Here is a 20,220-nt window from a genome sequence, read left to right as displayed (position 1 = left end):
GAGCTTTCCGGTCAGAAAGTATTTCCCGGGTGATGTTAGATCAGGTTGAAGTGCGTCAAGGCATCCACAATGCCACCTTGCTGGTAATCAGTGGTTTGGTAGTCAGCAATGGCGGCCACTTGCGGCAGTGCGTTGCCCATCGCGACGCCCACTGTGGCGCGCTTCAGCATGGGGATATCGTTGTTTCCATCACCAAAGGCGTAAGTGGGGATCCGCGCAAATTCCGGTCGGTCCGTCAGGATGTCGATGCCGGTGGCCTTGTTGATGCCGGCGTTGACCACGTCCAGCGCGAATGGCCCGTTGCGGAAGAAGGCGAGTTCCGGAAAGGCGGCGACATACTGAGCCCCAACTTCGCGGCCCTTGTCGGTGTTCGGCGTGAACAGCAGCATCATCACAGTCGGTTCGTGCAGGTAGAAATCGTGATCAACCGTCGGGTTGGCTTGGTGTACGAGCTTGTAGTTGCCTTCGATGTTGGCGTCGTGGTGAGTGGCCGCAACGTGTTGATCGTTGTAAAAGCTGATGGCGACGTTGTCCTTGTCTGCCTGGGTCACAAACCGTGCCAGTTGAGGTGCCCCCACTGGGCTTTGGTACAGGTGCCGCCCCTTGTAAAACACGTCTGCCCCATTGCCGCAGATCAGCGTGTCAATGCCGGTTTGCGCCACCAGGTCGTCCAGCTCCCAACGGTTGCGACCAGTGCAAATCACCGGCAGGACATCTTCGTCTTGCATCCGTTTGATTGCGTCCAGGTTTTCCTTAGGTACCTGCTTGTCTTGGTTCAGCAGGGTGCCGTCGAGGTCAAAAAAAACAAACTGCTTTGGTCATGTGATCCTCCAATAAGATTAATAGGGCTATTCTACCATACCCGCACGTAAAAACGGCCGCGAGCACCAGCTCGCGGCCGTTAGTGGCAAATTACTTGCTGAGTTTGGAAGCGGCGGCTTCATCAATAATGATGATGGCGTCTTTGTGGTTTTGCAGGACCGAAGCCGGCACGTGGTCGGTCACAGGGCCCTCGATCGTGGCTTGATGGCGTCGGCCTTATTTTCGCCGTAAGCATCAGGATGATCTGCTTGCCCTTCATGATCGAGCCGATGCCCATGGAGATGGCGTACCGCGGCACGTCCTTTTCATCGTCGAAGAAGCGCTTGTTGGCTTCGATCGTCGATTCAGTCAGGTGAACCTTGTGTGTCGTCGAGTCGAAGCTGGAGCCTGGTTCGTTGAAGCCGATGTGACCGTTGCGGCCAATGCCGAGGATCTGGATGTCGATAGGGTTGTCGGCGATGATCTGGTCATAGTCCTTGGCTGCCTGCTCGATGTCAGCGGCGTTACCGTCCGGCACATACGAGTGCTTGAACGGCTTCTTGTTGAACAGGTTGTCCTTCATGAACTGGTGATAGCTTTGCGGATTGCCCTCTGGCAGACCCACATATTCGTCGAGGTTGACAGAGGTCATGTTGGAGAAGTCGAGGTCGCTGGCAACCATTTCTTGGTACAACGGAATCGGCGTGGAGCCGGTGGCCAGCCCTAGTACCTTGGCACCGTTGTCGATACCTTGCTTGATCAGCTCGAAGGCTTTCTTGCCGCCCTCGTTTTTATCTTTAACAGTAATGACTTTCATGTCTGTTCCTCCTTGTTTTGGTCTAGTCCATTATCGAACGTTCAGGAGAAAATGTCAACCGGTCTATACAGATTTTCACATGAAAAAAGCGGCCCTGGTGTCACTCGCCTTAGGACCGCTTTCATTATACGTAGATGGGCGCACTTTGCCTACTGATGCGGATCGGTCAAGTACAGCTGGCGCAAATCCCTGAGATCGGTCGCCGAAAAGCCCAGCTGTTGCATGACGTAATGCGGCCAGTCGCCAAAGTCGCTATCGATCAGGTCTTTTACGGCGACGTAGCAGGAGGCCTCAGCAGCGTTCTTGTTCATGCGGTCGACCAGCTCGCTGGCGCCGGTTTTCAGCGCGGCCTGAACCTCTTCCGTTGGGGCGAAGAAAACGGCGTTGGTCAGCAGGTAGTCTTCACGAATCGTGGCCTCAGGGACGCCCAGCGCGCCTTCGATCATCATTGCGCCGATGCCGGTGCGGTCCTTGCCCGCCGCGCAGTGGAAGAGGACCGAGCGGCCGGGCTCAGGATTGCCCAGCAGCAAGCTGAACAGCTCGCGGTAAACATTATTCGCATGCGGGTCGGTGAGCATTTTCAGGTAGACCTCGGCCATCGGATCCATCCGGTGATCAAAATGCGCACGCAGGTGGCGACCAATTTTCTGGACCAGACCGTTGTTGTCGAGCGGGTACACAGAAAGATGCTTGTAGGTGACGCCTGGCGCGAGCACGTCTGGACTCATCGCGACCTCACTGTCTGAGCGGAGATCGACGACGACATTGAGTCCGTATTTACGGAGCCAGACGGCGTCTTCCGGCGTCAATTCGGACAGGCTACCGGAACGCAGGAGCTTGTGCGACGCGATGACCTTGCCATCCGCTGCCGGGTAATCGCCGAGTTCGCGCAAATTAACGCTATTTTTCAATGAAATCAAACGGTCGACATGAATCCGCCTCCAACTTAATGCTGAATCCATTATAGTATAGTCAGCTGGAGAAGGTTCAATCGGGCTGGTGATGCAGGAGTGCAAAGGGGCAGAGAGAAGTTTCACCAAACGCTGTTTCTAAAGGGTTTACCAGCTTTTTGACCTGGTTTTCTGAAAGCGGGTGGCCTAGGAATAGCCAGAACCGCCATTTTCGCGTATAATCGGAAACGACAAGCACGCAAATAAAGGAGCGAATCATGGCAGGAATCAAACTGTTCACGCTCAACGGCAATGTGCCGCTGGCGCAAAAAAATCTCACAAGAACTCGGGGTGCCGCTGGCGCCTGCGTCAGTCAAGCATTTTGCCGATGGCGAAATCGCGATCGACCTGGATGATTCTGTCCGCGGGGCGGATGTTTACGTGATCCAGCCGATTTCGGACCCGGTCAACGAGAACCTGATGGAGCTTTTGATCATGATCGATGCGCTGCGCCGGGCTTCCGCGCACGCCATTAACGTCGTCGTGCCTTACTACGGTTACGCTCGTGCGGATCGTAAGGCCCGTTCGCGTGAGCCAATCACGGCCAAGCTGGTCGCGAACCTGCTGACCATGGATGGCATCGACCGCTTTGTCGCTGTGGATCTGCACGCCGATCAGCTGCAAGGGTTCTTCGACCTGCCAGTCGATCACCTGCGCGCGATGACCCTTTTTGCCAAGTACTTCAAGAGCCTGAACCTCGGCGCCGAAAATGTGGTCGTTGTGGCGCCGGATCACAGCGGCACCAAGCACGCCCGGGCGCTGGCGGAGCTGCTCAACACGCCGATTGCCATCGTCGACAAGCGAACCGATACCGGCGAGGTGGGTGTCATCGGCCATGTGCGCGGTCAGCACACCATCATCATCGATGACATGATCGACACTGGCAAGCGCGTAATTGACGCAGCTAAGGCCCTGCGTGAAGCGGGTGCGCTTGACGTGTACGCAGCGGCCACTCACGCGGTCCTGTCGCGCGGCGCTGCCACCAAGCTGAGTAAGCTGGACCTCAAGCAAATCGTGCTGACCGACACGATCAACATGCCAGCGGAAAAACACTTGCCGAACATGAAGATCCTATCCGTGGGGCCGATGCTGGCGGAGGCCATTAAACTGATCTCCACGAACCAGTCGATCCACCCGTTGTTTGAACCCCAAAACGATTAATTAGTAAATCACGGCGTCAGGCGAATTTGCCTGGCGTTTTTGCGTGGTCTCGCACAATTATGTCCGGGTTTGACCAGTTTTTTTGGACTTTTTTTTGGCAAAAGGTGTTGCGCCAGTAGGGCTTGCATGATAATATATTTAAGTCGTCAAGTGATGACATCCAGATTCATGGGTGGTTAGCTCAGCTGGCAGAGCAACGGACTCTTAATCCGTGGGTCCAGGGTTCGATCCCCTGACCACCCAGAATAGCGTTATCAACCAGTAGCAAACGTTGTCAAAACAGCGTCGTTACTGGTTTTTATTTTAACCAGATTGTTATTGGCTGTCATTGATTATCAATAAAAGAAAACCACGAGAAAACCACGGAGTTCATTTCTGCTTGGCAGGCGGTGGCCGTCCATTATGGGCGGCTATTTTATTATCTATTGTTGCTACTGCATGTTATACTGTGTTCGTCTATAGAGACAATATAACCAAAAAGGAGGAATTATCATGCATTTTCTTTGGGCTTTAATTGTTGGCGCAATAATCGGCGCTATTGCAGGTGCGATTACAAGCAAGGGCAAGTCTATGGGCTGGATTGCAAATATTGTTGCTGGCCTTGTCGGTTCCTCTTTAGGGGAAGCACTCCTTGGGCACTGGGTCCTCAGTTGGCCGGAATGGCCATAATTCCATCGATAGTCGGAGCAGTTATTATTGTCGCTGTTGTATCTTTCTTTGTTGGCAGATCTAAAGACTGACGGGAGGTCGGACTATGGACGCATTAAAATCGGTTTTTAAGTTCATGGTAGCAAGCACTTTTCTTGTTGGTGGTGTCTTGGTAGCTGGTACAATTTGGGCAGCTAAGGGGATCGACAAGGCTGGAGATAAATTGCAAGATTCGATTCACGATTGATAGGTGTTCTGGCCGTCCATCATGGACGGCTATTTTTGTGCCAGTAACTGGTTCTGATATTCGTTGTCTAGTGCAGCCACGACCGTACCTCAAGGAACAGTCGTTGAAATTGTGTCAGAACGCGTCTGTCAGCGCCGTATTCAAAGTGGATTTGAGCCACTTAGGACTTTTCCAGAACTCCATTGTTCCAGGTCAATTAGATTGACCTTAAATCCTGATGGCTCTTGCCCATAACGGATTATCAGCACACAAAAAAAACGGGCATTTCTGCCCGCTAGATGAAAACGGCAAGTCACGTAGTCAGCTTCCAAAGCAGAACGATCTGCCGGTGAAGTTGTCTATTTTTGTGGCTACGGAGTACAAACGCTTCGCATGATGAGCCACGGTCTGTAAAATGCGCCACCGGTTAGCTATGCCGTGCGTCGGTTAAAACGGATCTACCCGCTTATCGCCTAGGACTGTCTTAATTATATCATAATCTATTGGTTATTGATACTATACGTCTGCTGCGAACAAGCCACGTAGCTGCTGGATCATGCTGACCACTGAATACGGTGGTTCTTGACTCGCCGTGCTGACCTCACCCCGGTTTTGATACCAGAATTCGGTCATCATCGCCACGGCGACGTCGAACTGTGAATATTCTTCCAGCTTGGCAATGTCTGCGGTGCTGTCTACCGCATTGTGGACGTAGTCTTGAGCGGCTGTAATGTAGTTTTGAATGAGTGTGTCATCAGTATCAGTCTGCACACGCAGGCTATTTTTAATGTTATCAGTAGTGACAGTCATGTGCTCATCTCCTATATAAAAATAGGGCGTACCCCAAGGTACACCCCAGACTGTTTCATTAAGCTGCTGGCTTGGTTACCGGTGTGATGTCAACAATTCGAGCAGCGTCTGGATCAACCACTTCATAGTCGTTGCGAATGACCACGGCCAGCCCTTGGCTGTAGCTGTCGAACCGTTCCCACTGGGTGTTGACCTCGTTCTTCTGGGCTAAGAAAATTGCTTGAGAAAAGTCTCCGATGATGATCCGATAGGTGCCCGCCTTATCAGTCGGCAATACTTTGTTAGCAATCACGATCACCGGTGCACCGAACAGCTGCTTGCCAGATGGTGCCGTGATAGAGGGTTGAAGCAGGTAGCGACCTTCGCTGTCCTTGAGGGTGTCAAGGTAGTTGTAGGCGTCCTGATTAACGATCACAGACAGGGACAGCGCCGGGTCCAGTTCGATGTTGAACGTCTGCTTGATGTCGTCTAAGCCGGTACCGGTGATGTGCTTGAAGTTATCGTTGGTGCCCGTCTTGCCAGTCAGAACGCTGATAATGTTGCTATTGTCCGTGTTTTGTACCAGCTTCTTGAGTTGATTCTTAACCTCGGCAACAATATCAACTTCACTGTCTTCTACCAGTTCATTAGACAGATAGATCTTGCCAGCACGGGTCGCGACTTTGTAATCGACACCGCGGAACAGGGTCGCATCGATCTCCGGAACGTCGGCGAGTTCTTCCTTGGTGGCCAGTACGCCGTTGTTGGTGAGGGCGATCGGGTAGGTGCCGACTGGGGTACCAACTTGCTTTACCGTCACGTATTTAGCCAAGTCATAGTCGGATTTCTTGAGGTTCCAGACGTCTTCAATGACTTCTTGAGGGACGACAGCACCGGCGGTGGTTGTGGTCAGGCCGTCACGTTGCTCACCCATGCTACGAATGTAGTCTTCGTAGGCCCGCGATGCGGTGTATTCTTCATTATCAATAATGGTTTTTTTCAGTCATGGTTTTATCTCCTTTTTCTGGTTGTTCAGTATTAGTTTTCAGCCACTCGGTGTAGCTGCGTTTGTCCACTTGGACGTTGGTATCGTCATACGCTGGAATAGCTACCAGTGAGACGTCAAACAGGCTCTTGACTTGCTTGATGGTACGGATCACTTGGCCACTGTCGTCCTTAGTGAACGTGTCACCATCGGGTGCTGCGTTGAAAGTGAAGCTCATGGCTGACAGGTTTCCAGCTTGGACGTTCGTGTACGCATCGTTGGCGGTGGTGGTGTCGGGGAGAGTAGCTTCAAAGTGAAGTCCCTTGTCGTCTACGTCAAGTTGTAGGGTGCCGGCTTTAGTGCTGGCGAGGACCTTGCTAAAATCGTGATCAGATACCAGATAGACGTCTGACAGATCCACGCCATCGAAGGCACTAGGATCGACGACTTCCTTAAAGCCACCTAGATCCTTGCTTGGACTATTGAAGACTACGGCATAGCCGGTGAGCTTCTTGGGTGTATCATTTGGTGCGGTGCTTGGATCCTTTTGGTCTTGGCTGTCGTCTGCTGTGGTAGGATCAGCGGCAGTTAGATCAGCGTCAGGATTCAGGCGCTTTTCTACGTCATCATTGTTCATTTGACGCACTTCCTTTCTGTTTATCTTGATAAGTGACAAGGTTGCTTAGCGGCGTATAGTTCAGGCTGGCCATGATCTCATCTCCACCGGGAATTGATGGCAGGTTCAACTTAGCGCGTGCTTCATTGGTGGTCAGCAGTCCGCCTTGCAGCCCCTTAATGGCTAGTTCTTGCATCGTCGTGGGGTCAGCACTGAACAGCTTGTCTGTGTTAAAACTAAACCGGTTGTCACCCGTTGACAGCTTGGCGTCCATCTCACTAGTGAAGCAGGTGAAGTATTGCACCAGCGTGTTTTGCAGATAGACTAGGTTTGATTGCACGGCGTTAGAGTGCTCGCTCTCAATACCTAATCGATCTAGTGGTAAGCCGAACGCTTTGGCAATCTGTTTCGTTGTCCAATCGCTAGAATTGACTAGATTCAGCACGTCAGTATTAACTTCGAGTTGCTTGTAGTCCATATCATTGTCGAGAATGATGGTCTTGAGGGCATTGTCACCGCTGTTAGCAGTCTCAAACTTTGATCGGATATTCTCCTTGGCCTTGGCATCGAGCTGGGACTTGTTCACCTTGAGTATGCCAGTCCCTTGGACACCGGTATCGAAGAAGCCTTTGAGTAGCTTGTGTCCCGCATGTTGCACCCGAACTTCATCATGCAAGCTGTAAAGAGGCGATAGGCCCTTGTATCCGTCTTGTGTGAAGCACTTGAAGTGCAATACCTCGTTGGCGCTTAAACGCTGTGAGCGACCATTCTGGGGCGTATACGTGTAGCTGATAATGCCGGTCGTATCGTCTTGCTTGACCACCATTTGGCTGTTTGGAACAAACTCGAAGCCGGTGACTTGTCCGCTAGGGTTCTTAGTAACGCGTGCGAAGCTATTACCATTCAGCAGCATGTTGGCCACTAGGGCAAACTTGAACGACCATGCTGTCATGTGATCGTTAGGGGCCTTGTTGAGTAACCCGCTGATACGCTTGTCATTGTATTCAATCGGGTTAGTCGCGAGGTCGCTGGCAATCACGCGCACCGCCGTAAATACGTCCGAGTTTCGCAAAGCATGAACGCCCACATAAACGCCGCTGTCGTTGCTCGTCATGCTGACAAGGGCATCTAGGAACGGTTCGCTGTTGTCATCGCGAGGTTGTGTTGTGTCATTCGTGAAAAAGCTCATTGTTTCACCTCCCTTTGTTGAAGTTGATGATGACTGCGATGGCGATCAGGGCTGCGCCGATTGCTACCATGCCAACGCCACACCCGAACAGCCACCAGATACCAGTGACGATACAGATCATGCCTAGCAGTAATAGCACGGTCTGTGCGTTAAAAGCTGAAGTCATCGCCCGAATAAAAGTCATTGTCCGCTACCTCGCTTTCTTTGTTTTGATCCATGGCAATGGTGTAGGCATTCATCAAAGCCGCTATGGGGTCGATCCGTGTCGCATTGTGTGCCTTGTCGATGATCGGGTTGTTGTTGGCGTCATACTTTAGAATGGCGTTGTTCACCGCATAGGCCAGTAGTTGGTTGTCTGCGTGCTTTAGGAGGCCGTTAAATAGATCATCACGGAACCGCACAGTCGGTATTGACAGCGTGCGCTGGCCTTGGCGTACCTCAACCATTGGCAAGTCTCGTTTCTCAAATTCTGGCAGTAGGTAGCCGAATGACCACGGATCGTAACAGATGGCGCGCACACTCCAGTGGTTCCGCTCGATTATGTCGAGAATGAAGCGTAGCACCTCGTCATAGTCGATCATGCCGCTGTCGAGTTTGGTAATGCTGCACTCGCCGCGACTGGCGCCACTGATGTAATCGAACCCGTCACGTTTGATTTTCTCTTCCAGTCCGTACTTAGTCCCCACGAATGAATGGCTGTCAGCATACAGGTAGCCATCTTCTGGAACTAGCCATGAGATGCTGGTCAGGTCACTAGACTTGGAGAGGTCCAGCCCGATATACACGTCTTTTCCTTTGGTGTCTGGCGGCTCGATAGTAGCTTTCTCCCAGTCGTCCAGACTGATGTAGCTGTCTGCTCTAGCTGATTGCCACATGTTGAAATTCTTGACGAGGATCGGTCGCAATGTTCCTTGCTTGGCTGACAGGTCCACGTCTGCTTGCAGGCTAGGCCGCATTGTCCTTGCTCTTTCAGCATTGGCCAGTAGTGGATTGGACTTCTCCCAAGTCTCTGGTGAAAAGGCTTCGTCTTTGCTATCCTGCTCAAAAATGGCAATAAAATACCGATCAGCTTGTTCGCGACCGGTTAAGATTTTGGAAACGAATTTGTATTCCTTATACATTGGGCCGTTCATGTCTGGCCCCGTCGTTGAGATGACGGCTAGTAACTGTTATCACTGTTGATCTGGCCAGATTTGAGTGTTCGTAGAATCTCATCGGTACGAGCTAAGGCGAATTCATCAATAATAGCCAAGTCACTTTGATAGCCATCTAGGCTGTGCAGATCAGACGCAAGCGGCACGGCTCGGCTGTTGCTCGGCAAGTCAATGATCTCGTTGCGGTTAATCTTCAAACGTTCTCGCACAGAGGTAGAAACTTTCCAAACTTGACGTAAGCCGCTAGACAACATATCGAATGCTAAGTGTGCTTGAGCGTTGCTGTTGGCTGTATAGACGATCTCTCGGTTCATGGCTGGCTTGTTCTCCCTGAGGAGATACAACGCACCTAGATCAGCCATCAGGAAGCTCTTACCATTCTTGCGTGCCATGCTGATGTAGGCTCGATCATACCGGCGGTTGCCGGTTTCCTTATCACGCCAGCCGAACAGCTCTGAAATCAACCACTTCTGAAACAGCTCTAACTTGAGTGGTGACCCATCACGTGCCGGCATCAGTTCGATGAATTCAATGGCTTTGTTGGCAAAGTCCTCATCGAAGTAATACGGCCATGGGTTCTTCTTGCGCTTGCTGGCTTTTAGGTCTCGCCGATAACGTCTTGCAGCTTGCTTGATTTTCTTGCCGGCCACGATGTCGCCGCTTATTACCTTGTCGGTATATTCAGTCGCATAGTTCATTGGGCTATCAACTCCGCGAACGGGTCGTCAGGCTTCTTCTTAGTCTCGCTCTTCACTGCTAACTTAGCCCGGCTGTAGACGGATAGACCCAGCAAGTCATCGATGCGGATCATCTGGTTCGTGGCATCTAGCTTCATCTTCACGGCCGGATTGGCTTTCACGCTATCAGTGGTTTCAACCGTCATGCCTTGCTCTTTTACAAGCTCGGCCGCTTTCTGAATGTCAGAATAGGCTTGGCAGTGACTGGCAATCAGGGCAGCGTCCAGTTCGCTCACTGGAATGTCTTTCTTGAGTAACGGCACAATACGTTGCCACTCGGTCACGGCATAGTCATCAAGCCATGCAGGGGGCTGCTCAACTAATTCTTGATAGGTAAATAATGATTCTTCCATGTCGCGCCGATCGGCGAGCTTCTTCTTGCTCATCGTGCCACGCATTTGGGTAATGGATTTAAGCGGTGCGCCCATTGCTATCGCGTCCTTTCTTTATAATTTGGATCAGACTTATCTAATCTAATTATAACACGAATTTTCTAGTTTACATAATTAATTACGGTAATCACTGATTTTCAATGGTTAATCTGGGATGCTTGGTCCCCATGACTGCATGACCTAGCCCCCATAACTAGATGGGGATAGCGTGCGGCGTCTTCGACTTTCGTCTTCACGCCATGGCAAGTGTTGCACAAGCTTTGTAGGTTGCTCTCGTCGAAGCGTCGGCTCCAGTCCACACGTATCGGTACAATATGATCTACGACGTCGGCTTGCACGTATAAGCCGTTGGCCTTGCATCGTTCACACAGCGGATGTGCTAGGCGATAGGAATACGACAGCTTGCGCCATGACTTGGACTTGTAGAATTGGAAGTAGCGACCACCGATCTCTTTGCGGTGTGCATAGCGTTCGTTGTCGGACGCTCGCGGTTCTGGCTGGTGCTTGTCACAGTACCGTTGATTGAACGGCACCATGGTGTTGCACCCAGCGTGGTTACATAGCTTCATGATCATGCCAATACGCCTGCTTGTTGCTGGTCGACATAGTAGACGCTGACTACTAGCTTGTGGTGTTCCATTTCTAGAAGTTTATTTGCTGGCTCCTGATATACCTGAATACTTTTGACCTCTACCGAATGAATCGCAAAGAATGCTGTCAGCATGCGGTTGACCTCTTTCTCTGTTCCTGCTACTTCAAATTCTTTCATAGTTCTAAGCTCCTTTGGTTGTCTTCTTGAGCGTCACAATATCGAACGCGTTCGGATCATCGTCATAGGCAATAGACTTAATTGTGTACAGTGCGCTGTTCAGCTTTATCATCATGCTGTCGTCTAGCGCGTCAGTGTGACGTACCACGATGGCGATGGTGTCCTCTAAGTCTGTGCCAGTGATCTGGTAGGTCTGTGTAACGGTGCGGTTATATGATCCATAGAACAGGGTTCCAGTCGGCTCAAATGTAGAGATGTTAATACCTGCGCCAGTCCTGTGGTTAACTGTCTTACCGATTTCAGCCACCTTGTTCAGGCGGGCAATTGAATAGTTCTTCATGTGATTAACGCTCCTAATATCTCTTATCCTTGACAAGATCAATCATGCGTTCAATTGAACTAATGGTGTCACTTGCTGAGAAACAAAGTTCATGGTATGCAATATGGCTAATGCTTCCATATGAAGATCGTGTCAATAGGTTAACGTGTGAGAATTGAAAACCATCTGATATTTCAAACGTTGGATATACTTCGATTTCATAGCCTTCACGTTGCTTAACAATGATGAACCAATCTTTTGGTGTCATGCTGCGCACTACGTAGTGTTCCTTCACAAGCGCCCCGAGTTCAGTCCACTTGTCCCGATCGTGGTTAACGTCTAAGAGTGCTGCTCTGCGATATGCTGTTTTTGTCATTTTAATTTCTCCTCGCGTATAGTTTTAAACTTGTTTGTCTTTTACGTGGTCCACGTGGTCCACCCGGGCAAACGCCGGTATATCGGCGTTTTGAGTTACAGCTTACGTGGTCCATACCCGGTCCATACCCGGTCCAGTTTATTAGCTGTAAATGGTGGACCACGCATGGACCACGTATAGCCCACGTAGCAAAACTCGCAATCCATTGCTGTGCCTGGGATTGACCACGTGGACCACGTGGACCACGTTAGAAACTAGAAAACTATATCCGCACATACCCATGTGGCCGGTTTCCGTGGATGCGTAACCTTTGCGCTTGCCAGCCTTCCATGTTGTCCATAATGAGCTTGATCCGTTTTGCGTCAGAGTTTGTACGCCCCATCAGGTAACGATCCACTGACTTGTCAAACACCACTTCCATGATTTCTCTTGTTGTGGTTTGTTGCAGTGGTTGTAATTCACCGGCGTCTAAGTGCTGTTGTAACCAAGTAGCAACATCGCCGTTATGGTCAATATGCGTGTGAAAGAAGCTGGCTTTTAGGCTCAATGACAGCTTTTCCCAATTCGACGGTACTTTCATGTTGAGGAAGTCCTCAATGGCCTCTTTCATCGGGTCCACGGTCTCTGCTTCCTGTTGATATGGTTTCGCCAGTTGCATCAGCTTATCGTCAGCAAAGACACTCTCACCTGCATCCACCCATGTTTTGACCTCTGCCAGTACCTGATGTACATCGTGGTTGATCTTCGGCACGCTTTCTTCATTGCGCCACACCACCTTTGTGGGCTTTGTAACGCCACATCTGATAGGGAAGAAACGACGTTCACCAGTGGCGTCTTTCAAATAGTCCTGTTGATTAGTGCTACCAATGAATACACACTTGCGTAAGTGTGGGTATACGTAATGGCTATAACTGCCGCGATATGAATCAGACTGGGCGCTAATGAAACTCTTAGCTGATTCAATCTCGGTCTTTTTCATAGCGGAAAGCTCACCGAGTTCCATGACCCAGTTGCCTTGTAGTTTCTTGTAATCCTCATCGGTCTTGCCCATCGATTTCAGTGAATCGCTGAACTTCTCCGGGAATAAGTTACGAGCAGCGGTGCTCTTGCCTAGCCCTTGTTTGCCTTCGAGAATTGGAACGAGCTCAAACTTGCAACCGGGCTTGTAGACTCGTTTCACTGCACCAGCTAACCACTTGCGCGTCACGATGCGTGTATATTCGCTGTCCTCGGCACCTAGGTAGTCGATGAAGTACCGTTCAGCTCTCGGGGTGCCGTCCCATTGTTCCGTTTCGATCCAGTCTTTAACCGGGTTGATCGACTGCTCTTTGCCAATGTTGACCATCGCGTCTTGTTCGTTTTGCTTACTGAACAATATATTGTGCTTGCGTTCAATGTATGAGCGGACGATAGCATCGTCTTCATCGGTCCAGAATCCTTTGCGGATTGGTAATCCTTTTGCGCCTTTGGTCTTGATGAGTAACTCTGAGAAGTCGTCCCATGCAATCACTCCGGCAAAGCTAGGATCATGTTCTATTAGCAGTTGTAGGTTGACGACTGAATCTTTCTTGATCCCACCGTTACCGTCAACCTTGAGTTCTTCTCGCCACTTCTCTTTGCCCGAAAAGTCGACACTGACCACTTTGTCAGCTTCCTCTTTAATATCTTCTGGCATTGTTTTAACCAACGGCACGCCTCCTCTCTTCGGCTTTCAATACTGACTTGAAAATCTTGTTCACTTCGGCTTCTGGTAGTGGGCTGTCTAAGTAGCTGTCGTTAGTGGTAAACAGCAAGTTATACACTGTTACTGGGTCTGCACCCGTAAAGAACAGCTTGCCAGCAATCCTAGTTAAGAAGTCGTTGCGGTTTCCATTTCCAGTACCGGCTACCATCTCGTCGAGCAGGCGACCGGACCAGCGCTTTCCTGTGTAAGCAGCGGAACCCAGATTCGGGTTCGGATGGTTGACACGCTGAATCTCAGTAAGTAACCACTGAGGCGCGGGTGATAGCTTGGTGATCTTGTGCCCTTTAAGTGGTTGATACATGCCGTTCTCGCGAATGCTAGGAAAAACCGGCACGCCCAGCGCCGTGTAATCGAGACCGGTTTTCTCTCCAGACTTGGAGAACAGATCGGCCCGACTAGTTAGCTTGATATTCTTGGGATAGGTGAAGAACATATGAAGTCCACCGTTTGGGGTAGTTTCAATATAGGTAGACGGTATCTGGCCAGCGCGCCCATCAGCGCTTAGTTTTGCCAGCGATTCATTGCCATCAGCGGCACTCTTGTGGCCCATGTCAATGTCGAATACCAGCATGCCGTCAAGTCCTAGGCCGATATTGTAGTCCGGGTGTTCACCCCACCATGCCTCGGCTTGCTTAGGTCCGTGGTAGCATCCTTATACCCGTGTGAGCCTTTGAGCGGTGTTCTGGTGCCTGGTGCTAGGGGATAGACGGCAAAGCGTGTTGCTGGTATGAGAGGGCCATCTCAAGCATTGTCGGCATCGGGATCACCACCTTGCTTCATACCAGCTTCTAGCAACCGACGGCTGTCGATGATCTTGTCCATCATGCAGCTAAGTAAAGCTTCGTACGTACCACTTGAACGCGTCACTTCTAAGAGCACGCGTCCTTCATCTTTTTTTGTTAATACCGCCACTTGATAAATCATACAGAGCCTGAATTTTGTCAGATAGTGCTAGGCCAATGTTGCTTGCGTCTGTTAGAATTACGTTAACTTCTCCCAAATCATTAATATCCATCATAAATTGCCTCCATTTTCCTTGACAAAAGCATCTAACTAGAGGCAAGCTAAAAAGGAATATAGATCTTTTCGCTTGTCTTCTTCTCGCCTTGAGTTGCCGCTCTTGGCGATTTTTTTGTGGCTTCAATCAGTGAGCGCTTTTCGGCTTTTTGCGCTTGCCAGTACCGATCACACTCGGCATCGGCTTGCACGTAGTCTCGCCACTGAAATCCGAACCTTGTGCTAACCATTTTCGGCATGACGATCGTCCTCCGAGAATTGAACGTAAGCACCGCAGACAGCCCCAATCAGGAATGCCATGCAGAGTGCCGGGACGGTGAGCGGGTGGCTTAGTAGCCACGCAATGAGATTAATCATCAGCGGCCTCCTCGTTTTCATACAGCTTTAGGATCTCCGATACCCGCAGCAGCTCTTTTGCAGCCGTGATTGCCAGCTCACTGTTGGGGACATACTTACCGCCAACCGTGACATTGCTGTCTTCTGTAATGGCCAGAATGTTGAGGTTAATGTCGTCCATCAAGTCTCCGAGTTCGCGGTCTAGTGCCATCTCTTCTTTACTGAATAGCTTCATGATGTTGTGCCTTCCTGACGCTCCTGCGCCTGTCATAAGTTGCTTACAATTTGCCGCCTGCCCAGCGTGATTATTTGCCGTTGTTCTTCATGTAGTTGTCGATGTCTACGGTATTGATCCGCTTAACGCCACCAACCACTTGCATCGGCAAACCTTTTCTAGTCCAAGACAACAGTGTGTTACGAGCAACACCGGCATAAACTGCTGCTTGTCCGATGTTCAACTTTTTGGATTCTTCATGCCGTGGTGCAAGCTCGCTAACCGCTTGGATCACTTCCTGATGAATACGGCCTTGTAGCTGCTTGTCGAAGTCCTCGGACAACAATAGTTCTGCTTTCATTGAAGCCATTTGAATTCGCCCCCTTTCACTCACAATATGAGAATATCATAAACTCACATATCGTGAATGTCAAATGAAATCACATGCTGTGAGTCAATGTGCTATTATCAACTTTGAAAGAAGGTGAATTCGTGGAAAATAGGCTTGCACTTTTACGTAATGAAAAGGGATTGACGCTTAAACAATTGGGGAAAATTCTTAACGTTCGAGACAACACTTTAAGCCAATACGAAACAGGAAAAAGAAACCCTCAACTTGGATTATGGGAAGAAATTGCTGATTTTTTTAATGTCTCGTTAGACTATTTATTAATGCATACTGATAAACGAGACTATTCGTTTTCCTCAACTGAAGATGTAATAGATTTGCTAACAAAGTTTCACGATAAGAAGATTTATTATGATAATTTGTCGAAAGAAACTGTTCTAGAACTGTCACTATGGCTGTTAAATCATTTAGATTTGTTCACCGATGGTCAATATAAAAATCTTCTTGACGAGGTAGATGGATTAGTTAGATATGCTTCGTCTGAGTATAAAATGCTTAATGAATACTCTAAAGAGAGAAAGAAGCGAGAAAACGTTAAGCAGCAAATAGTCGATTCTTTGGATTATGAAGAACCGTACGACGTTCTTCCAAAACAAGTATTAGAGTTCATGAGGCTTTCCGATCGAAAGGGCTGGGACGTCGCTCAAAAATATTTGGAAAAACTCGACAAAGAACCAGATCCTCCGGAGGAATAATTTATAACCAATTCGTAGTTATCGTGGCCGATAACTCGGCCGCCACCTTTTACTCGAATTTGAGTAAAACTCTCCAATCTAACACCGCCTGCCCAGCGTGACGGATAGGAGAAGAATATGGCATCAATTAAAAAGTACGCAACGAAAGACGGCAAAGAGTTCTGGCGCGTTCAGGTCTTTGCTGGTAATGATCCACAGACTGGCCACAAGAAGTACAAGGTGCGGCGAGGTTCAAGACAAAAAGAGAAGCCACTGTTGCAGCAGCTAGACTTGAACTAGCAATCAGCAACGGTGACTTAGAAGAAGAAAAGCCAACACCCGTGTTCTTTCGGGATGTATATGAGGAGTGGTATGGAAACTATATTAATACGGTAAGAGAATCTACGTGGGCCCGAACGGCTGGCATGTTTGACAACCATATTCTACCGGCATTTGGTGATAAGCGGATCGCCACTATAACCACTAAGGACGTTCAGAAGGCTGTCAAACAGTGGTTCGAGTTCACGTCAGCGAACTATAAGCGTTGGTATAACTATGTTTCATCGGTTATGGACTATGCAGTTCGGCAAGGGTACATGGACAAGAATCCAGCCAAAGCCGTTGTGCTACCGCACCATGACGATCTAGCGGGTGATGAGCCTGAGAACTTCTGGACTAAGGAACAGATGAATCATTTCTTTTCTTGCATTGACCAAGCAGCTCACTTCGACATTTTCGTCATGTTTAGGGTATTAGCCTATACCGGTGTTCGACGTGGTGAGTTACTAGCGTTGACTTGGAACGATGTCAGTTTCAAAGACAACAGCGTGAAGGTCAACAAGACACTGACGCAAGGCGATAAGGGACGGCAAATAGTTCAGGCGCCAAAGACGCGAGCGGGGCGGCGTACAATTCCGGTAGACAACCAAACGATTGCGTACTTGAAGCGATGGCGCAGAATTCAGCAGAAATCGTTCTTAAGACTGGGCATCAATACTATTGGGCCTGACCAGTTGTTGTTTACCAATACTAAAAACGGTTATCAGTCATTGAACACGCCCTCAAAGCGTCTGCATAAAATTCAAGATGATAATGACCTCACCCCAAGGATCACTATCCACGGGTTTCGGCACAGTTTTATATCAAACTTGTTGATTGCCGGCGTTCCTGTCACTTCGGTACAGAAGTTGGTCGGGCACACTGATCCGACTATTACGCTTGGCGTGTATGCTCATGTCAGCGCGAAACAAGAATCGGAGGCCACTGCTGCACTTGCCAAATATATGCAAAATTGAATTAGAAAACCACAGAGAAAACCACGGGAGTTTTAAGGCTGGTTGGTAACAGCTCTAGGGTGCATGGTTAAGGCGTTTCATGTGAAACAGTTACGTTTCCCCTGACCACCCAGAAAGCAACATTATCGTGGTGCATGTGGCTATATAAAGCCCGGTGCACCGCGTTTTTATTTCGCGGAAAGTTACCGAGATACAGCGGGCTATTCAAAAGAGCGACTCTTGCGATTTTTAGAATGAAAATCCGATTAGCGAGCGGGGATGCGCGGCCTTTCACAGGTCACGCGTTTTTTTGTTTAGATAATTATTGAGTCCTAGAATCCCCCCAGGTCGCGTTTTCTGGGCTTATTTGTGGGATAGCGGAGCTAGGGAGTTCATTCCGACTACGCGCTACCTAAGAGATAAATGGGTGCTCATTGCTACGAGTGCAGGTTATTGCAGGTAGGATCATGCGCGGGTGTCAGATTTTTACAGGTTTCTGAAGCGTACACCCTCTCGCGCGAGTGATCTAGGATTATTCCGGATATCGGGACCATACGACCGGATCCCCGTCTGAGGTTAATCGCATTTCTGCAGACAGGGGAGCGAGCTAAACTCCCTAATTAATTGATACTGCATTGATTGTGAACGCGGTGTACAATTCGGTATGAAGCGGTTACTACGGCAATAGGGGCGCCTACGATGAAAATAAAGTTTAACCCAAAATTTTACAAAGGCTTGCCCTTTTGGTGTCTCATTGTGTCTGTTCTAATGTCGCATGTTGTCCATACGGGGTTTATATCACTGATTTTATGGTTGGGGACAGTCGCCACTATGTTTAAATTAGAACGAACCAGTAAGCAGTAACTCAGTGCCCAACTATCCAAAAATTCTGAAATATGTCGTCTTCTTGAGTGCGTGGCTATGTTTGTGCTTCTGCCTAATCACCGTAGGGCGGGCCTATTATGCGCTGTGGTATGGTAAACCATGCCAAATTGATCAGGGAGAGCTTCTGAGCGACTCTTACGAGCGTTATAACGGGTTGTAATTCGGTTTCCCAACGCTTAGCTAAGAGATGTCACATCATTGAAACTAGTTGGAATGATGCGTCGAGGATTTACACCACAAGTGCAACAAATTAACTAAATAGAAAAGTCCATCGCTTTAGTCTTTGTAGAATGGAATCACCACAACAAGGAGAACTCGACTATGAGCCTGCACAATCATCCTGCCTTAACGGAAGATTTGTCTGGTTATTCGAAAAGGGGAGTTGTTGATGAGAAGATTATCATACCGATCCGTGAGACCCGATGACTATCCTGTGATGGCGGCTTGGTACAGGGATCCCCGGGTGATGGCGCCGGTGGGTTTTCCCGAGGGGATAAGTAAAACCACTGATCAGATTGCCGCAACGGTCGCACGCGATATGGCGCGGCCAGGCGCCGGGTGGGATATCATCCTACTCGACGATCGGCCAATCGGTGAATTCATTTACAGTATGAAAACTTCGGATGCGTTGACGTTTGATATCACGATTGGGGATTTCAGTTGCCAGCAAAATGGCTTTGGTAGCCAAGTACTGCGCGAGCATCTGCCCATAGTGGCGCGTGCACAGGCGCGAAACATGTGGTGATTGAAGTTGATGCAGCAAATGAGGTCGCACTGCATGTTTATGCCAAGGTGAGCTTTAAGCAAGATCCTCACCAGGCGGTATCCTGGCGTGATAGTCGTGGTCAGATACATGAAGCAGTTGCTCTAGTGTTAAGCCTGTGAGCCTTGCTGATTATTTCAATCATATTCGACTTGTATGTGATGCGTTAAGCAGATTGTGATAAGCGATTGTTCAGCGCAATCTTCGCCGGACGGGGTAGCTAAATTGTAAAAGTAGTAGTTTAAAGTTGCGCCAAACGAAAACCTCATCCCATAAAAATGGAATGAGGCTATTGGTGTAAGAAGAAAATGTAAGGGGAGTTAAAATTTTGCGTTTCTAGTGTTTAGATGTGCTTGCGCTGATTTCCAGCCATGCCAAACAATGCCCCAAGGACTGATAATGCGCCAACACTAGCCGCAACCACATTGTTGGTGCTACCAGTTTGTGGCAATGTCTTTCTGATTGGTTTACTCATTGCTACCGTTTTCTGGGGTTGCTTTTTTGTGATTGAAGCTGGTGCGTCAGTTTTGGTAGGAGCTTTAACTAGCGCCCACCCATTATCGTCATAGCCTGCCTGGCGGAGCTGATCCTTTGTGACAAAAAGGGGGTCGCCAACAACTGTACGAGTCTTAACTAAGGGTAAACCATTGGCATCAAACCCGGCTTGTTTTAATTCATCAATTGTAATGGATTCTGGCGTACCTACTTGAGTTTTATTAAACGAGTACTTATCCGACAGTGCTTGGGCTTCCTGCTTTTTAAATTCATTAAAAGTGGTGTTGGCCTGATCTTGCCGCTGTTGAGCTAGAGCTGCCGCCGTGGCGTTCATTACTTTGTTTCTATCCGTTACGCCTTGCTCGTATCCCTTGGTGAAAGCCTGATTTTTCAGTGCTGTGGCAGTAGGGGACTTGCCCTGGCGACCGATGGCGTAACCGTCTTTGATGTCGTTCATCGTGGCGCGGCCGATAATCTCGG

At 49.2% G+C, this 20,220-nt stretch carries 21 protein-coding genes, 1 tRNA gene and 7 pseudogenes; 8 read left to right on the top strand and 21 right to left on the bottom strand.

The window, feature by feature from the left end; all coding sequences use genetic code 11:
* Positions 1 to 35: 35 nt before the first annotated feature.
* The 3 genes and pseudogenes from JCM13995_RS04120 to JCM13995_RS04110 form a co-directional block, all read right to left on the bottom strand.
* A complete protein-coding gene (locus JCM13995_RS04120) occupies positions 36 to 779 on the bottom strand; it encodes a Cof-type HAD-IIB family hydrolase (protein WP_439645199.1) in 744 nt (247 codons plus the stop codon).
* Between the two features lie 133 nt (positions 780 to 912).
* Positions 913 to 1,618: pseudogene (gene nagB, locus JCM13995_RS04115) on the bottom strand (glucosamine-6-phosphate deaminase).
* A gap of 149 nt (positions 1,619 to 1,767) precedes the next feature.
* Complete coding sequence (locus tag JCM13995_RS04110; protein WP_054662780.1) at positions 1,768 to 2,529, bottom strand: tyrosine-protein phosphatase; 762 nt, start codon at positions 2,527 to 2,529, stop codon at positions 1,768 to 1,770.
* Positions 2,530 to 2,786: 257 nt separating this feature from the next.
* Between JCM13995_RS04110 and JCM13995_RS04105 the strand changes: the two are divergent.
* The 4 genes and pseudogenes from JCM13995_RS04105 to JCM13995_RS15155 all read left to right on the top strand — a co-directional run bounded on the left by JCM13995_RS04105 (position 2,787) and on the right by JCM13995_RS15155 (position 4,624).
* A pseudogene (locus JCM13995_RS04105) lies at positions 2,787 to 3,729 on the top strand (ribose-phosphate diphosphokinase).
* A gap of 170 nt (positions 3,730 to 3,899) precedes the next feature.
* Positions 3,900 to 3,972, top strand: a tRNA-Lys gene (locus JCM13995_RS04100).
* Positions 3,973 to 4,221: 249 nt separating this feature from the next.
* Positions 4,222 to 4,469 (top strand): annotated as a pseudogene (locus JCM13995_RS04095) (GlsB/YeaQ/YmgE family stress response membrane protein).
* A 14-nt stretch (positions 4,470 to 4,483) separates the two neighbouring features.
* Positions 4,484 to 4,624, top strand: coding sequence for a hypothetical protein (locus JCM13995_RS15155; protein ID WP_125580446.1), 141 nt, complete (start codon positions 4,484 to 4,486; stop codon positions 4,622 to 4,624).
* Positions 4,625 to 5,119: 495 nt separating this feature from the next.
* Here the strand turns inward: JCM13995_RS15155 and JCM13995_RS04090 are convergent, their stop codons facing one another.
* From JCM13995_RS04090 to JCM13995_RS04015, 17 genes and pseudogenes are all read right to left on the bottom strand, one after another.
* Complete coding sequence (locus JCM13995_RS04090) at positions 5,120 to 5,413, bottom strand: head-tail connector protein (protein ID WP_054662777.1); 294 nt, start codon at positions 5,411 to 5,413, stop codon at positions 5,120 to 5,122.
* A gap of 58 nt (positions 5,414 to 5,471) precedes the next feature.
* Positions 5,472 to 7,014 (bottom strand): annotated as a pseudogene (locus JCM13995_RS04085) (phage major capsid protein).
* Positions 7,004 to 8,182: a phage portal protein gene (locus tag JCM13995_RS04080; protein WP_054662774.1), complete on the bottom strand. Its 1,179-nt coding sequence runs from the start codon at positions 8,180 to 8,182 to the stop codon at positions 7,004 to 7,006. The pseudogene JCM13995_RS04085 and the gene JCM13995_RS04080 overlap by 11 nt, the downstream one beginning before the upstream one ends.
* A gap of 4 nt (positions 8,183 to 8,186) precedes the next feature.
* Entirely contained in the window at positions 8,187 to 8,366 is a 180-nt protein-coding gene (locus JCM13995_RS04075) for a hypothetical protein (RefSeq protein ID WP_054662771.1), read from the bottom strand.
* Positions 8,332 to 10,034: pseudogene (locus JCM13995_RS04070) on the bottom strand (terminase large subunit). The gene JCM13995_RS04075 and the pseudogene JCM13995_RS04070 overlap by 35 nt, the downstream one beginning before the upstream one ends.
* Positions 10,031 to 10,501 carry a phage terminase small subunit P27 family gene (locus JCM13995_RS04065; protein WP_054662768.1) on the bottom strand — a complete coding sequence of 157 codons (471 nt, stop codon included), beginning with the start codon at positions 10,499 to 10,501 and terminating at the stop codon, positions 10,031 to 10,033. The pseudogene JCM13995_RS04070 and the gene JCM13995_RS04065 overlap by 4 nt, the downstream one beginning before the upstream one ends.
* 101 nt (positions 10,502 to 10,602) lie before the next feature.
* Positions 10,603 to 11,040 carry an HNH endonuclease signature motif containing protein gene (locus JCM13995_RS04060; protein ID WP_054662765.1) on the bottom strand — a complete coding sequence of 146 codons (438 nt, stop codon included), beginning with the start codon at positions 11,038 to 11,040 and terminating at the stop codon, positions 10,603 to 10,605.
* Positions 11,037 to 11,234, bottom strand: a complete 198-nt coding sequence (locus JCM13995_RS04055; RefSeq protein ID WP_054662762.1) for a hypothetical protein — start codon at positions 11,232 to 11,234, stop codon at positions 11,037 to 11,039. The genes JCM13995_RS04060 and JCM13995_RS04055 overlap by 4 nt, the downstream gene beginning before the upstream one ends.
* 4 nt (positions 11,235 to 11,238) lie before the next feature.
* Positions 11,239 to 11,574 carry a phage head closure protein gene (locus JCM13995_RS04050; RefSeq protein WP_054662759.1) on the bottom strand — a complete coding sequence of 112 codons (336 nt, stop codon included), beginning with the start codon at positions 11,572 to 11,574 and terminating at the stop codon, positions 11,239 to 11,241.
* 13 nt (positions 11,575 to 11,587) lie between these two features.
* On the bottom strand, positions 11,588 to 11,929 hold the full coding sequence (locus tag JCM13995_RS04045) for a hypothetical protein (protein WP_054662756.1): 342 nt from the start codon (positions 11,927 to 11,929) through the stop codon (positions 11,588 to 11,590).
* 262 nt (positions 11,930 to 12,191) lie between these two features.
* Positions 12,192 to 13,616 carry a virulence-associated E family protein gene (locus JCM13995_RS04040; protein WP_082397708.1) on the bottom strand — a complete coding sequence of 475 codons (1,425 nt, stop codon included), beginning with the start codon at positions 13,614 to 13,616 and terminating at the stop codon, positions 12,192 to 12,194.
* Positions 13,609 to 14,431, bottom strand: a pseudogene (locus tag JCM13995_RS04035) (bifunctional DNA primase/polymerase). The gene JCM13995_RS04040 and the pseudogene JCM13995_RS04035 overlap by 8 nt, the downstream one beginning before the upstream one ends.
* Positions 14,415 to 14,597: a hypothetical protein gene (locus JCM13995_RS04030; protein ID WP_225350707.1), complete on the bottom strand. Its 183-nt coding sequence runs from the start codon at positions 14,595 to 14,597 to the stop codon at positions 14,415 to 14,417. Before JCM13995_RS04030 ends, JCM13995_RS04035 begins: the two are co-directional and overlap by 17 nt.
* On the bottom strand, positions 14,560 to 14,691 hold the full coding sequence (locus JCM13995_RS16695; protein ID WP_263849556.1) for a hypothetical protein: 132 nt from the start codon (positions 14,689 to 14,691) through the stop codon (positions 14,560 to 14,562). The genes JCM13995_RS04030 and JCM13995_RS16695 overlap by 38 nt, the downstream gene beginning before the upstream one ends.
* A 46-nt stretch (positions 14,692 to 14,737) precedes the next feature.
* Complete coding sequence (locus JCM13995_RS04025) at positions 14,738 to 14,929, bottom strand: hypothetical protein (RefSeq protein WP_054662753.1); 192 nt, start codon at positions 14,927 to 14,929, stop codon at positions 14,738 to 14,740.
* A 110-nt stretch (positions 14,930 to 15,039) separates the two neighbouring features.
* A complete protein-coding gene (locus JCM13995_RS04020) occupies positions 15,040 to 15,261 on the bottom strand; it encodes a hypothetical protein (RefSeq protein ID WP_054662750.1) in 222 nt (73 codons plus the stop codon).
* A 70-nt stretch (positions 15,262 to 15,331) separates the two neighbouring features.
* Positions 15,332 to 15,610, bottom strand: a complete 279-nt coding sequence (locus tag JCM13995_RS04015) for a helix-turn-helix domain-containing protein (RefSeq protein WP_054662747.1) — start codon at positions 15,608 to 15,610, stop codon at positions 15,332 to 15,334.
* Between the two features lie 122 nt (positions 15,611 to 15,732).
* Between JCM13995_RS04015 and JCM13995_RS04010 the strand changes: the two genes are divergently transcribed.
* The 4 genes and pseudogenes from JCM13995_RS04010 to JCM13995_RS14300 all read left to right on the top strand — a co-directional run bounded on the left by JCM13995_RS04010 (position 15,733) and on the right by JCM13995_RS14300 (position 19,367).
* Positions 15,733 to 16,344 (top strand): helix-turn-helix transcriptional regulator, encoded by a 612-nt coding sequence (locus JCM13995_RS04010; protein ID WP_054662744.1) that lies wholly within the window; start codon positions 15,733 to 15,735, stop codon positions 16,342 to 16,344.
* Positions 16,345 to 16,461: 117 nt separating this feature from the next.
* Positions 16,462 to 17,618, top strand: a pseudogene (locus JCM13995_RS04000) (site-specific integrase).
* Positions 17,619 to 18,870: 1,252 nt separating this feature from the next.
* Positions 18,871 to 19,227 (top strand): GNAT family N-acetyltransferase, encoded by a 357-nt coding sequence (locus JCM13995_RS03995; RefSeq protein ID WP_054662738.1) that lies wholly within the window; start codon positions 18,871 to 18,873, stop codon positions 19,225 to 19,227.
* Positions 19,221 to 19,367, top strand: coding sequence for a hypothetical protein (locus JCM13995_RS14300; RefSeq protein WP_156314313.1), 147 nt, complete (start codon positions 19,221 to 19,223; stop codon positions 19,365 to 19,367). Before JCM13995_RS03995 ends, JCM13995_RS14300 begins: the two co-directional genes overlap by 7 nt.
* Before the next feature lie 221 nt (positions 19,368 to 19,588).
* Here JCM13995_RS14300 and JCM13995_RS03990 read toward each other — a convergent pair.
* On the bottom strand, positions 19,589 to 20,220 hold a 632-nt coding region (locus JCM13995_RS03990), incomplete at its 5' end, for an LPXTG cell wall anchor domain-containing protein (protein WP_225350706.1).

Origin of the sequence: Lacticaseibacillus camelliae DSM 22697 = JCM 13995, assembly GCF_001311195.1 — a bacterium.
GTDB classification, from domain to species: Bacteria; Bacillota; Bacilli; order Lactobacillales; family Lactobacillaceae; genus Lacticaseibacillus; species Lacticaseibacillus camelliae.
The sequence above is the reverse complement of the archived record's forward strand: the minus strand, read 5'-3'. Positions and strand labels throughout refer to the sequence as shown.

Excerpts from the sequence above, each read along its gene's own strand:
- JCM13995_RS15155 (WP_125580446.1), top strand. The coding sequence starts at position 4,484 with ATGGACGCATTAAAATCGGTTTTTAAGTTCATGGTAGCAAGCACTTTT.
- JCM13995_RS04090 (WP_054662777.1), bottom strand. The coding sequence starts at position 5,413 with ATGACTGTCACTACTGATAACATTAAAAATAGCCTGCGTGTGCAGACT.
- JCM13995_RS04080 (WP_054662774.1), bottom strand. The coding sequence starts at position 8,182 with ATGAGCTTTTTCACGAATGACACAACACAACCTCGCGATGACAACAGC.
- JCM13995_RS04075 (WP_054662771.1), bottom strand. The coding sequence starts at position 8,366 with ATGACTTTTATTCGGGCGATGACTTCAGCTTTTAACGCACAGACCGTG.
- JCM13995_RS04065 (WP_054662768.1), bottom strand. The coding sequence starts at position 10,501 with ATGGGCGCACCGCTTAAATCCATTACCCAAATGCGTGGCACGATGAGC.
- JCM13995_RS04060 (WP_054662765.1), bottom strand. The coding sequence starts at position 11,040 with ATGATCATGAAGCTATGTAACCACGCTGGGTGCAACACCATGGTGCCG.
- JCM13995_RS04055 (WP_054662762.1), bottom strand. The coding sequence starts at position 11,234 with ATGAAAGAATTTGAAGTAGCAGGAACAGAGAAAGAGGTCAACCGCATG.
- JCM13995_RS04050 (WP_054662759.1), bottom strand. The coding sequence starts at position 11,574 with ATGAAGAACTATTCAATTGCCCGCCTGAACAAGGTGGCTGAAATCGGT.
- JCM13995_RS04045 (WP_054662756.1), bottom strand. The coding sequence starts at position 11,929 with ATGACAAAAACAGCATATCGCAGAGCAGCACTCTTAGACGTTAACCAC.
- JCM13995_RS04030 (WP_225350707.1), bottom strand. The coding sequence starts at position 14,597 with ATGATTTATCAAGTGGCGGTATTAACAAAAAAAGATGAAGGACGCGTG.
- JCM13995_RS16695 (WP_263849556.1), bottom strand. The coding sequence starts at position 14,691 with ATGATGGATATTAATGATTTGGGAGAAGTTAACGTAATTCTAACAGAC.
- JCM13995_RS04025 (WP_054662753.1), bottom strand. The coding sequence starts at position 14,929 with ATGCCGAAAATGGTTAGCACAAGGTTCGGATTTCAGTGGCGAGACTAC.
- JCM13995_RS04020 (WP_054662750.1), bottom strand. The coding sequence starts at position 15,261 with ATGAAGCTATTCAGTAAAGAAGAGATGGCACTAGACCGCGAACTCGGA.
- JCM13995_RS04015 (WP_054662747.1), bottom strand. The coding sequence starts at position 15,610 with ATGGCTTCAATGAAAGCAGAACTATTGTTGTCCGAGGACTTCGACAAG.
- JCM13995_RS03995 (WP_054662738.1), top strand. The coding sequence starts at position 18,871 with ATGAGAAGATTATCATACCGATCCGTGAGACCCGATGACTATCCTGTG.